General features: G+C 63.1%; 13 protein-coding genes. 5 read left to right on the top strand and 8 right to left on the bottom strand.

The features are described from left to right. Positions 1-53: 53 nt before the first annotated feature. The 5 genes from QRN42_RS16845 to QRN42_RS16825 form a co-directional block, all read right to left on the bottom strand. A complete protein-coding gene (locus tag QRN42_RS16845; protein ID WP_284980266.1) occupies positions 54-1,400 on the bottom strand; it encodes an MFS transporter in 1,347 nt (448 codons plus the stop codon). Beyond that, the gene (locus tag QRN42_RS16840; protein ID WP_284980265.1) at positions 1,397-1,930 is read right to left on the bottom strand and encodes a winged helix-turn-helix transcriptional regulator; all 534 of its coding nucleotides are present in this window, start codon (positions 1,928-1,930) and stop codon (positions 1,397-1,399) included. Before QRN42_RS16840 ends, QRN42_RS16845 begins: the two co-directional genes overlap by 4 nt. A 136-nt stretch (positions 1,931-2,066) precedes the next feature. Then, a complete protein-coding gene (locus tag QRN42_RS16835) occupies positions 2,067-3,230 on the bottom strand; it encodes a cystathionine gamma-synthase (RefSeq protein ID WP_284976306.1) in 1,164 nt (387 codons plus the stop codon). Between the two features lie 40 nt (positions 3,231-3,270). Next, a complete protein-coding gene (locus QRN42_RS16830) occupies positions 3,271-4,656 on the bottom strand; it encodes a cystathionine beta-synthase (protein WP_284980264.1) in 1,386 nt (461 codons plus the stop codon). 65 nt (positions 4,657-4,721) lie between these two features. Beyond that, the gene (locus QRN42_RS16825; RefSeq protein ID WP_284980263.1) at positions 4,722-5,114 is read right to left on the bottom strand and encodes a VOC family protein; all 393 of its coding nucleotides are present in this window, start codon (positions 5,112-5,114) and stop codon (positions 4,722-4,724) included. A gap of 131 nt (positions 5,115-5,245) precedes the next feature. Between QRN42_RS16825 and QRN42_RS16820 the strand changes: the two genes are divergently transcribed. Beyond that, complete coding sequence (locus QRN42_RS16820) at positions 5,246-6,220, top strand: DNA-3-methyladenine glycosylase family protein (protein WP_284980262.1); 975 nt, start codon at positions 5,246-5,248, stop codon at positions 6,218-6,220. 25 nt (positions 6,221-6,245) lie between these two features. Here the strand turns inward: QRN42_RS16820 and QRN42_RS16815 are convergent, their stop codons facing one another. Further along, positions 6,246-7,922 (bottom strand): AMP-binding protein, encoded by a 1,677-nt coding sequence (locus QRN42_RS16815; RefSeq protein ID WP_284976302.1) that lies wholly within the window; start codon positions 7,920-7,922, stop codon positions 6,246-6,248. Between the two features lie 82 nt (positions 7,923-8,004). On the opposite strand from QRN42_RS16815, the gene QRN42_RS16810 reads away from it, so the two are divergent. Beyond that, positions 8,005-8,283: a putative quinol monooxygenase gene (locus tag QRN42_RS16810; protein WP_284976301.1), complete on the top strand. Its 279-nt coding sequence runs from the start codon at positions 8,005-8,007 to the stop codon at positions 8,281-8,283. 28 nt (positions 8,284-8,311) lie between these two features. Here QRN42_RS16810 and trxA read toward each other — a convergent pair whose 3' ends face one another. Beyond that, positions 8,312-8,689, bottom strand: coding sequence for a thioredoxin (gene trxA, locus QRN42_RS16805; protein ID WP_284980261.1), 378 nt, complete (start codon positions 8,687-8,689; stop codon positions 8,312-8,314). Positions 8,690-8,832: 143 nt separating this feature from the next. On the opposite strand from trxA, the gene QRN42_RS16800 reads away from it, so the two are divergent. From QRN42_RS16800 to QRN42_RS16790, 3 genes are read left to right on the top strand one after another with little or no spacing between them, the layout of a single operon-like run. Beyond that, positions 8,833-9,531: a TetR/AcrR family transcriptional regulator gene (locus tag QRN42_RS16800; RefSeq protein WP_284980260.1), complete on the top strand. Its 699-nt coding sequence runs from the start codon at positions 8,833-8,835 to the stop codon at positions 9,529-9,531. Beyond that, complete coding sequence (locus QRN42_RS16795) at positions 9,528-10,514, top strand: ABC transporter ATP-binding protein (protein ID WP_284980259.1); 987 nt, start codon at positions 9,528-9,530, stop codon at positions 10,512-10,514. The genes QRN42_RS16800 and QRN42_RS16795 overlap by 4 nt, the downstream gene beginning before the upstream one ends. Next, the gene (locus QRN42_RS16790; protein ID WP_284980258.1) at positions 10,507-11,307 is read left to right on the top strand and encodes an ABC transporter permease subunit; all 801 of its coding nucleotides are present in this window, start codon (positions 10,507-10,509) and stop codon (positions 11,305-11,307) included. The genes QRN42_RS16795 and QRN42_RS16790 overlap by 8 nt, the downstream gene beginning before the upstream one ends. On the opposite strand, the gene QRN42_RS16785 is transcribed toward QRN42_RS16790, so the two are convergent. Further along, on the bottom strand, positions 11,304-11,849 hold the full coding sequence (locus QRN42_RS16785) for an acyl-CoA thioesterase (RefSeq protein ID WP_284980257.1): 546 nt from the start codon (positions 11,847-11,849) through the stop codon (positions 11,304-11,306). The genes QRN42_RS16790 and QRN42_RS16785 overlap by 4 nt on opposite strands. Between the last annotated feature and the right edge of the window lie 86 nt (positions 11,850-11,935).

Raw genomic sequence — 11,935 nt, 5'->3', positions numbered from 1 at the left:
CTCTGCAGGGAAACGCGCGGGTTTTGTACGCAGAGCGGGCCTCACAACGGCAGTCAAGCGACGGGAACTGGGGTCCTTTTCACAGCGTCCTTCCGGATGGTGGCGCTGATGACCGCGGCAACTGTGCACATGGCCGCCGCGCCGACCCACGCGTAGTTGTACTGGCCGGTGGCATCGCGGACGTAGCCTGCGGCCAGTGCCGCGACCGCCGCGCCGAGCTGGTGGGCTGCAAAGACCCAGCCAAACACCACGGATCCATCAGCACCGAACACGGAGCGGCAGATCGCCGCGGTGGGCGGCACCGTGGCCACCCAGTCCAGTCCATAGACCACCACGAAGATGATCATGCTTGGCTGCACCGATGAACTGAGCAGCAGGGGCAGCACCAGCAGGCCAATGCCTCGGAACTGGTAGTAGACGGCCAACAGGATTTTCGGGTTGAAGCGATCGGTCAGCCAACCCGATGCGATGGTTCCCACAATGTCGAACACTCCGACGACGGCGAGCAAGCCCGCCGCGGTGGTTTCGGGCATGCCGTGATCATGGGCCGATGGAATGAAGTGCGTGCCGATGAGTCCGTTGGTGGTGGCCCCACAAATGGCAAAGCCCGCAACCAGCCCCCAGAAAGTCCTGACTTTGCTGGCCCTTTTCAAGACCTGAAGGGCGCGGACAGCCACGTTGGGCGAATCTTGTTGAGCCGGGGCTTGGAGGGTTGCCGGCTCCGCCCCCGCGGATTCCCCTACCGGCAGGATCGTTGCGGTGGGTTCTTCCGCACCGTAAGGCAAGACGCCGACGTCGGCCGGTGAGTTCCTCAGCCACCGCAAGACCAAGGGCACCACGGCGAGGGCGCCGGCGGCGATGAGCAGCGAGGCGCCGCGCCAGCCGGGATTCTGTGCCAGTGCGGCGATGAAGGGCAGGAACACCAGTTGGCCAGCGGCGCTGCCTGCCGTCAGGATCCCGATCACCAGCCCACGGCTCTTCGCGAACCAGGTGTTGGCGATCGTGGCCGCGAAAACCAAGGCCATGGATCCTGTGCCGAGGCCGATCAGCACGCCCCACGTGAGCAGGATCTGCCAGGACTGGTTGACGAATACTGTGAGCGCCGAGCCAAGCCCGATCAGGCAGAGGGCCAAGGAGGTGACTTTGCGGATGCCGAAGCGTTCCATCAGCGCCGCGGCGAAGGGTGCGGTCAGCCCAAAGAGGACAAGGTTGATACTGACGGCGAGGGACAACACCGTGGTGGACCAACCAAATTCCTGCTGCAGCGGGACCATGAGCACACCGGGCGCTGCACGGAAGCCGGCGGCGCCCACCAAGGCGAGGAAGGCAACCACAGCCACCATCCAGGCCGGGTGGAGCCGACGGCGGGAGCGTTTGACTGTTTCCAGGGGAGCACTCATGCGGGGATCTCCGTTCCGAGGGCTGTTTCCCTGCGGGTTTCGGGCGGTGCGATGGCAAGGGGAACGGGCTGGTCACTGCGTTTGAAGCTGTGCCAGCTCGTATTTGCTGCAGTCAGGTGCGTGCCGCAGTGGGAACAAGTATCGGCCGAGGTTGTTGGCCGCCCGCAATCGGTGTGGATCACCTTCATGTGGGATACCTCGTTGGGAGCATCCAGGTGTTTCTCGGCCCAGATGATAATGGCGTTCAGAACGGGAAGTGCATCCTGTCCCTTGGGCGTGAGGACGTATTCCTGCCGGGTACGGGCTCCGTCCCGGTAGGGACGCTGGGCTAGGAGGCCGGCGTCGAGCAGCCATGCCAAGCGCTTGCTCAGCACGTTGTCCGCCACCTCAAGGCGTTCCTTGATGGCATCGAAGCGGCCATTACCAAAGAAGATTTCCCGGAGGACCAAACTCCCCCATGGATCTCCCAGGACATCGAGGCCGCGGGCAAGGCTGCAGGACCGGGCAGACCAGTCGGATCGCAAAGGCATGAGCACAAACTAGCTGACTTTCCTAAAGAAAGCTAGACCTTACGGTGACACCTTTGACGGCAGAATCCGGACCCTGTTCGAACTGCTTACCGTCGAGCGGTCAGCTGGACGAACAGGGTCCGGACTTCGGTCACGGCTAGCTGATCTTGGCGAATGCCTGTTCAAGGTCGGCAATCAGGTCTTCGGCTTCCTCGATGCCGCAGGACAGACGCAGGAGGTTGACCGGCACGGCCAGCTCCGTGCCTTTCACCGACGCGTGAGTCATCTCCGAGGGGTAGTTCATCAGCGATTCGATGCCGCCCAGCGATTCCGCGAGTGTGAAGACGGAGGTGGATTCAGCAACGGTGCGGGCTGCCGCCTCGCCGCCCTTGAACTGTACGGACACCATGCCGCCGAATTTCTTCATCTGCTTGGCAGCAAGTTCGTGGCCGGGGTGGCCCGGAAGCCCCGGGTACAGCACAGCCTCTACTTCGGGGCGCTGGAGCAGCCACTCGGCCACAGCCTGGCCGTTCTCGCTGTGACGGTCCATGCGCACACCGAGCGTCTTCAGGCCACGGGTGGTCAGGAACGCATCCATCGGCCCGGACACTGCGCCCACGGCAAACTGGATGAACCCGATCTTCTCGGCGAGCTCAGCATCCTTGACCACGATCGCGCCACCGACCACGTCGGAGTGGCCGCCAATGTACTTGGTGGTGGAGTGGACCACGACGTCGGCACCCAAGGCCAGCGGTGTCTGCAAGTAGGGCGAGGCGAAGGTGTTATCCACCACCAGGAGGGCACCGGCGTCGTGCGCTACAGCGGCGAGCGCCTCGATATCGGTGATCTTCATCATCGGGTTGGACGGGGTTTCAACCCACACCATCCGCGTCTTGTTCGCAGCGACGGCAGCGGCAACAGCGTCCAGGTCGGACATGTCCACTGGGGTGTTCCCGACGCCCCAGTCGCCGAGGACACGGCTGATGAGGCGGTAGGTACCGCCATAAGCGTCGTTGCCCAGCACGATGTGGTCACCCGGACGCGCGAGCGCCCGGATCAGTGAGTCCTCGGCAGCGAGGCCGGAGCCGAAGGAGAATGCCGCCGTTCCGCCTTCCAAGGCGGCAAGCTGCTCCTGGAGGGCATCGCGCGTCGGGTTCCCGCCGCGACCGTACTCGTACCCGGAGCGCAAACCGCCGATGCCGTCCTGCGCGTAGGTCGAGCTGAAGTGCAGCGGCGGGACCACGGCACCGGTCCGCGGCTCGAAGGCTTGCCCGGCATGGACGGCGCGCGTGTTGAACCCGGCGTTGTTGTTGGCAGACATGGAAGCTCCTCTGTGTTCGTTGGACGGTTGGATCGGGCGCCTAGTTGCTCAGGTACGCCAGAAGGTCGTGGCGGGTCAGGATCCCCACGGGCGCTCCGACGAACGTCACCATCAGGGTATCGACGTCGGACAAGAGCTCGCGCGCGGCGGAAATGGTTTCCAGCGAGCCGATAACGGGCAAGCGGTCACCCATGTGCTCGGCGATCTTGTCGGTGAGCTTGGCTTCCCCGCGGAAAAGTTTGGAAGTGAGGCTGCGCTCGTCCACAGCTCCCAGAACCTCGCCCATGACAACGGGCGGCTCCTGTGAGAGGACCGGGATGTGCGAGACCCCGAATTCGTTCATGATGTTGATAACGTCCCGCACTGTCTCGTTCGGGTGGATGTGGACCAGGTCCGGCATCTCCCCCGTCTTGGACTTGAGCACTTCTCCCACGGACGCTTCCTCGCCGCCGGAGAGGAAGCCGTAGGAACGCATCCACTGGTCGTTGAAGATCTTGGCAAGATAACCGCGGCCTGAGTCGGGCAGGATCACGACAACCACCGCGGACTCGTCCAAGTCCTTGGCTGCCTCAAGCGCGGCAACCACGGCCATGCCGGAGGAACCACCGACCAGCAGGCCTTCTTCGCGGGCGAGCCGACGGGTCATGGAGAACGAGTCTGCGTCCGAAACCGCAATGACCTCATCCGGGACGGAGGCGTCGTAGTTGGCGGGCCACATGTCCTCGCCTACGCCTTCCACGAAATACGGACGGCCGGTTCCGCCTGAGTAGACAGAACCTTCCGGGTCGGCGCCGATAATCCTGACGGGGCCGCCGTCGGACGCTGCCCGGTCTGCCGAAACTTCCTTGAGGAAGCGCCCGGTGCCGGTGATGGTGCCGCCGGTTCCCGCACCGATGACCACGTGCGTTACCTTGCCGTCGGTGTCCCGCCAGATTTCAGGACCGGTTGACTCGTAGTGGCTGCCCGGGGCCGCGGGATTGGAGAACTGGTCCGGTTTGAAGGCACCGGGGATCTCCTTGACCAGGCGGTCCGAAACGCCATAGTAGCTCTGCGGGCTGTCGGGGGCGACGGCGGTAGGCGTCACCACAACTTCGGCGCCATAGGCAGCGAGTACAGCGCGCTTGTCCTCGCCCACCTTGTCCGGCACCACGAAGATGCACCTGTAGCCCTTTTGCTGGGCGACGAGCGCCAGCCCTACTCCTGTATTGCCTGACGTCGGCTCAACGATGGTTCCGCCCGGCCGGAGCCGGCCGTCCCTCTCAGCGTCCTCGATCATCTTCACGGCGATCCGGTCTTTGATGGATCCACCGGGATTGATGTATTCGAGCTTCACCAAGACGGTTGCTTTGATCCCGTCGGTGACGTGGTTGAGCTTGATGAGGGGCGTATTGCCGATGAGGTCCAACACGGACTGCGCGTACTTCATAGGTACAAAGCTACCGCCTGACCGCTGACAGTTTTCTCCCCGGCGGTGACGTCACAGTCCTCGAGCTAGCTGCCCGCGCTTTCGTCCGACTGCCAAACGCCCAGGATATTGCCCTCGGTGTCCTTGAAGTAGGCGTAGTAGCCCATGCCGGGAATGGTTTCCTTGCCTTGGACCACCGAACCTCCGGACCTTTCCACCTGGCCAAGGGCAGCATCGACATCGTCCACGTCAATGGTGAGGATTGGCGTCTTGAGGTTATCCGTGCGTGGGAACAGCGCACCGTTGATGGCGCCCGGCTGGGTGGGCATGCCCGTCTTTTCATCAGAAGGCGTGGTCATGGCGATCGTGTACTCCATGCCTTGCATCGGGCTGAGGTTCCAGCCGAAAGCACTCTGGTAGAAGGTGTTTGCCCGCTCCGTGTTCTCCGTGGGAATCTCGAAATGCACTATTCCGGCCATGACTCGCACTCCTGTTTTAGAGGGTTGAGGCGCGGCCCTCCCGCGCCACATTCGGGAGTCTAGCCCTGTAGGGCCATCACTGTAAGAGGTCCCCTTGGTGGAATGTCGGCCAAGCGTGGGACGATGAAAACATGACCATCGCAGAGGCCCCGTCACGTGTTGCTGCGGCAGCAGATGCGGCCGTCCGGTGGCATCCGGGCAGCCCATTCCGCTTGGACCAGACCCTCTTCCCGCTGATGCGCGGAGCTGCGGATCCCTCCTTTGCCAAAGACTCCGCCGGCTTCTGGATGGCCTTCACAACACCCTCCGGGCCCGTGACGCTCCGGCTCTCCTCCGCTGGCCTTGCCGCCGTTGCTTTCGTCGATGCGCAGGCATGGGGCCCCGGTGCGGCCGACGCCGTCGCCGGCGTTCCCGGGTTGCTGGGCGCGGGAGATGATTGGTCGGCCTTTGACGCTCCGGACTTCCACGCCACCCTCCCCCGCATCGTCAGGGAAGCACGACGCCGGAACCTGGCAGTGCGGTTACCCTCCACCGGCCGGATGGTTGACTCACTTGTGCCCACCATCTTGGAGCAAAAGGTCACCGCCCTCGAGGCGAGGCGGGCTTACCGGTACTTGATGTACCGCTACGGAAAACCCGCTCCGGGCCCAAGGACGCCCATGGGACTCCTGGTACCGCCCACCGCCAGCGACTGGTTGGCCGTTCCGTCCTGGGAATGGCATAAAGCCGGAGTTGGACCACAGCGTTCGGCCACCGTCATGCGGGCGCTGCGGAGCGCCGTCGCGCTTGAACGGCTCACTGCCCTGGACTCGACCCAAGCCGGCGAAAAACTGCAGACCATTCCCGGCATCGGGATCTGGACGGCCGCGGAGGTGGTGCAGCGGACACATGGATGCCCTGACTCGATCTCTGTGGGCGACTACCACCTGGCGGCCTATGTGGGCTACGCATTGACCGGCCGGAAGACCGATGACCCCGGCATGCTCCAGTTGCTGGAGCCTTGGCGCGGGCAACGGCAGCGGCTGGTGCGGATGCTGTACCTGAGCGGTTTCCGCAAGCCCACGTTCGGACCAAGGATGACGGTCCAGGATCACCGCGGCCACTAGGACACAGGTCTACAGGTCTACAGGTCTACAGGTGCAAGCGGGCCACGGCTTCCTCGCGCATGTCCACTTTCCGCACCTTGCCTGAGACCGTCATGGGGAAGCTCTCGCGGACATCCACGTACTTGGGAATCTTGTAGCGGGCCAACTTGCCCTGGCAGTATTCCGCAACATCCTCGGCAGTGATGCTGGGTGCGCCGGGTTTCAGGATGATGCAGGCCATGAGCTCCTCGCCGTACTTCTCGTCCGGGACGCCGATCACCTGGACGTCCTGGACGGAGGGATGCAGATACAGGAATTCCTCAATTTCGCGCGGGTAGATATTTTCACCGCCACGGATCACCATGTCCTTGATGCGCCCTTCGATAACGACGTACCCGTCCTCGTCCATCCGTGCGAGGTCCCCTGTGTGCATCCAGCCTTCGCCGTCAATCGCTTCGGCGGTCTTGTCCGGCTGACCCCAATACCCCTGCATCACCGCATATCCGCGCGTGCACAGTTCCCCGATAACGCCGCGCTCCACGCCTTCCCCCGAGCCCGGATCAACAATACGGCTCTCCAAATGCGGCATGGTCCGGCCCACGGTGCTGGTGCGTTGTTCCAACGTGTCGCCGTCGCGGGTCATGGTGGACACCGGCGAAGTTTCGGTCATCCCATAGCAAATGGCCACATCCACCATGTGCATCTCATCGATCACCCGGCGCATGACCTCGATGGGGCACAAGGAGCCGGCCATGACGCCGGTCCGCAACGTTGAGAGGTCGTAGGAGTCGAAGTCCGGCAAGGCGAGCTCGGCGATGAACATCGTGGGCACGCCGTAGAGGGACGTTCCGCCGAAGTCCTGCACCGCTTCCAATGCCGCGGAGGGGCTGAATCCGCGGCTGGGAATAATCGTTGCCGCTCCAAAGCTCAGTGCGTTCAGGTTTCCGATCACCATGCCAAAGCAGTGGTAGAACGGCACAGGTATCACCACACGGTCGTGCTCGGTGTAGCGCAGCAGCCGCCCGATCGAATGCCCGTTGTTGAGGATATTGTGGTGCGTCAGGGTGGCTCCCTTGGGGAACCCCGTGGTGCCGGAGGTGTATTGCAGGTTGATGGGATCGTGCGGATCGAGTTGCGCCATGCGCTCGCCTACCGCCGAGAGCCCGACGCCGTCTGCTCGGGTCAGGAGCTCGCCGTAGGTCAGTTCGTGGCCGGCTTCCGGCACGCCTTGGACGAGTCCGAGCTCCGGTGCGCCGGGGAGGAAGACCAGCTCGCGCAACTCCGGGCAGGTCCCGGCGACTTCCCTGGCCATGCCCACGTACTCGTTGTTTTTGTCCGATGGAGCGGTCACCAACATCCGCATCCCGTTTTGCTTCACCACAAACTCCAGTTCGTGGCTCCTGTACGCGGGATTGACGTTGACCAGGATCGCGCCGATTTTGGCGGTGGCGTACTGCAGGATGGTCCATTCGGCGCAGTTGGGACTCCAAATGCCCACGCGTTCGCCCTTGCCCACCCCCAGGGCCAGTAACGCTCGGGCGAGGCGATCGACGTCGTCGTTGAGTTTTTGGTAACTCCAGCGGCGGGCGTCCCCTCCCGGCGATGCCGCTGCTTCGATCAGCGCGTCCCTTAGCGGAAACTGGGCGGCAATCCGCTCTAAATTGGCGCCAATGGTTTCATCGAGCAGCGGGACGTCAGTGTCTCCGGCGGTATAGGACAACATGACGAAACGCTACCAAGCCGGGGCCCGCAACAGAACAGGCCGCAAGACATCCCGGCCGTGTCGCGCAGGTAGGGTGGATGCCATGAGTTCACCCATTGACCTGCAGGCCACGTTCATTCCCAACGACGGCGAGTTCTTCCGCGTGAAGCTTGCCCTTGAAATCGCGATCGACGAGGTCGTCAACGAGCCCGGCTGCATCCGCTACGAACTGACCGAGGCCACTGAAGAGAAGCTGGTGCTCACTGAGCGCTGGGAATCCGAGGAACTCCTCGACAAGCACTCCAAGGGCATCGCCGTCCAAGACCTGAATGAATCGCTCAGCGCCCTCTTGGCCGAACCGGTTCAGTTGGTCCGCCTCTAGTACCGAGGTTCCGCAATACTGGGACTCGCTAGCTTTCCTGGGATTCAGCACGGCTCTTGGCAATGTGGGCGTGGACCTCGTCCATGTCCAAGCCTTTGACGGCTTCGATGACTTGCTCCAGTTGCTGGCCGTTCAGGGCGCCGGGCTGGGAGAAGACCAGCACCTTGTCACGGAATGCCATGAGCGTGGGAATGGATGTGATCCCCGCTTCCGCTGCAAGCTGTTGCTCAGCTTCGGTGTCAACCTTGGCGAAGACGACGTCGGTGTGCTTCTCCGACGCCGCGCCGTACGTGGGCGCAAACTGACGGCAGGGGCCGCACCAGGCAGCCCAAAAATCCACCAGGACAATGTCATTGCCCTCGATGGTCGATGCGAACTGTTCTCCGGTGATGTCAACTGTGGCCATGGTTCAACGGTACGCGCCCGCCTTGCCGATGTCCCATGCGGGAGCCCGTTGTTCGCTTCCCGCGTCACGCGGAATAAAAGTGCTGCACACCAGATTTCCGCTGACCCTTGCTGCTGATTGAACAAGTGTTTAGTATATAAAACATGCGTTCAACGGTGGAAGATCTGACGACGAGGGCCCGCATCCGGGATGCGGCCATCGCCCTCTTCGGCCGCGATGGTTTCTCCCGAGCCACAGTACGCGCGGTGGCCGCTGACGCAGGTGTCAGCCCCGGATTGGTGATCCACCACTTCGGCAGCAAAGAAGGCCTCCGGCAAGCCTGCGACCAGCACGTCCTTGCCCAAACCGCCAGCCAAGGCAAGGAAAAAGCGGACCCGTCCTCAACAAGGCACCTCATCCAGGACTACCTGAACCATCCGGGTCAGTATGCGGACGAGATCGCCTATATCCGCCGCTCGCTCGGCGATGAGTCCGACGCCGGAAACGCTTTCTTTGACGCCGTCGTGGACCAAACCCAAGGGATCATTGAGGCCGGCATCGAGGCCGGCACCATTCGGGACTTCGAAGATGTCCGGTCCACCGCGGTGATCATTGCCTCCAACAGCCTCGCGATGCTGGTCCTGGGGCGGCACCTCTCCCGGGCGCTGGGCACCGACTCCGGCCCAGGCACTGACGCCAGCGAAACCGGGGGAATCAGCCCGGACCTGCTGCGACAACTGACCCTCCCGGCCTTGGACATTTACACCCACGGCTTTTACGCAGATGCGCGTTTCCTGGACGCGGCCCGGGATGCCCTGCAACACAACAACGCAACCACCCAAGGAAGGGAGCATGCCCCGTGACCCAGGCAATCGTCGTCGAAGGGTTACGCAAGAGGTTCGGACGCCGGGAGGTGTTGCACGGGCTGGATTTCGCCGTGGAACCCGGAACGGTGTTCGGAGTCATCGGCCCCAACGGCGCGGGTAAGACCACCACCATGCGCTGCCTCCTGGACATCATCCGGCCCAGCGCGGGAACCATTTCCGTCCTCGGGCAGGATCCACAACAGGGCGGGACAGCGTTGCGCCGCAGAATCGGATACCTTCCCGGTGAACTGCACCTGGAGAACAGGACCACGGGGCGCCGCATGGTGGAACACTTCGCGGCTATCAGCGGTTCTGTGGATCCCCGGTACGTCGAGGAACTCGCCGAGCGCCTTGGCCTGGACCTGGACCGCCAGACCCGGAAACTGTCCAAGGGCAACAAACAGAAGCTTGGCCTCCTGCAGGCATTCATGCACCGCCCCGAGCTGTTGATCCTCGATGAGCCCACCAGCGGCCTGGATCCGCTGGTCCAGCAACAATTCCACGCCATGATCGGCGAGGCCATGGACCGCGGGGCCACTGTCTTCCTCAGCTCGCATGTGCTCAGTGAAGTGCAGTTGACTGCCGACGCCGTAGCGATACTGCGCGACGGCGAAATCGTCACCATCTCCACTGTCGAAGCCCTCAGGACAGCGGCGGTGCGGCAGGTCAAGTTCACTGCCGCCGGCACTGATGCGCACGACGTCGGCACGCTGCTGGCCCGGGTGCCGGGCGTGGACAGTGTGGTGCTGCGGGAATCGCCACCGAGCGGTCACACCGGCAAATCGGTGGAGGCGAGAGCCACCCTGTCAGGGCAGGTCCAAGCCTTGGTCCAAGCGTTGGCCCACCTCAATCTCAGCGAACTGGTCCTGGAAGAACCGGACCTCGAGGAAGCCGTGCTGACCCTCTACGCAAAGGGCTCTCCGAGTCGTGAGGATACCCCCAAGCCGTCCAGCGTGCGGGAAGGAGCCCACCATGCCTAGTTACTTGCCTCTGTTTACCAAAGCGCTGACCGATTCGTGGCGCTCGACCCTCGGCTGGGCCCTGGGCCTCACAGCGGCCTGCATGCTGTATCTGCCCATCTTCCCCTCCATTGGCGGCAGCTCCCAGATGCAGGACCTCATCAATGCCCTGCCCGCGGGAATGACCAAGGCGCTGAATTACGACCAGATCGCCACCGGGCCCGGCTACACACAAGCCACCCTCTTCGGGCTCATCGGATTCCTCCTCATGTCCATGGCTTCCGTCAGTTGGGGCGCAGGTGCAGTGGGTGGGGACGAAGAGTCAGGGCTGTTGGAGTTGACCCTCGCGCACAGTGTGACCCGGATCCAGGTGGTCTGGGAACGTGCGTTGGCCCTGCTGGTCCGCGTCGCGGTTCTCTCCGCCGTCGTCTTCCTCTTGGTGCTGGGACTGAACGGACCCTCGCAACTGAAAATCGACGTCGGCCATCTTTTCGGCGCGACGGTGCTGTTCGCCTCCTTGGCGTTGCTCAGCGGTACGGCGGCGCTGTGCTTTGGCGCGCTGACCGGGCGCAAGGTTTATGGCATCGCAGCCGGGGCGGCCGTCGCGGTTATCGGGTATGTCTTCAATGCGGTGGGGCGGCAGAGCCCCGACGTCGGATGGCTTCTGAATCTTTCGCCGTATCACTGGGCTTACGGCAACTCGCCGGTGGCGAACGGGGCTGATTGGGGAGCCGCGACCGGACTGCTGGGGATCTCCGCTGCCCTCATCGTTATTGCCGCGCTGGCGCTGAAACGACGGGATGTGGGCGTCTAGTTCCAGTCATGAGGCGCGGAGCGACGCGCCCCGGGGAGGGCGTTGTTTCCGCGCCACTCGTGAATCCATGCGGGAAGTTCCAGATCCGAGGGAGGGGCCCCGAACTCCTGGATGATCTCTTCTTGGGTGACAGGCTTACCCTTGCTGACCAAACGCGTGGCAATGTGCGCACGCGCGTAAATCTCCCCCTCCACCACCATGCGCTGCTCAAAGTAGATCGCTTTGGTGTCCAGCCCGATAATCCGGGTTTCGATGCTGTACTTCTGCCATAGCTGCAGGGACTTCCGGAACGCGATGGTTTCACCGGCGGCCACAGGAGTCCAGCCGCGCCTGCGCATACGCCGCCAGATGCCGCTGCGCACCATGAGATCGAAGCGCCCCAGGTCCATGAGGGAGAAATACATGCCGTTATTGACGTGCATGGCGATGTCGATGTCCGTGGGGAGGACCCTCAACTCCAACGACGACGGTTCCCACACGCCCAGAGCGGACCGTTTGCTGGAAGTGAACAACAACATGAGGGTGCGAAGAAGCAGGTGCATGCAGTCATGTTACCGGTCGGTAACATGATCTGGAACTTTCTTCGTTTACCCCCGGTTCATAAATTCCGTGCAGAATGTCTGGAACT

Origin of the sequence: Arthrobacter sp. fls2-241-R2A-200 (genome assembly GCF_030209745.1) — a bacterium.
In the GTDB taxonomy this organism is placed as follows: Bacteria; Actinomycetota; Actinomycetes; order Actinomycetales; family Micrococcaceae; genus Arthrobacter.
The sequence above is the reverse complement of the archived record's forward strand: the minus strand, read 5'-3'. Positions and strand labels throughout refer to the sequence as shown.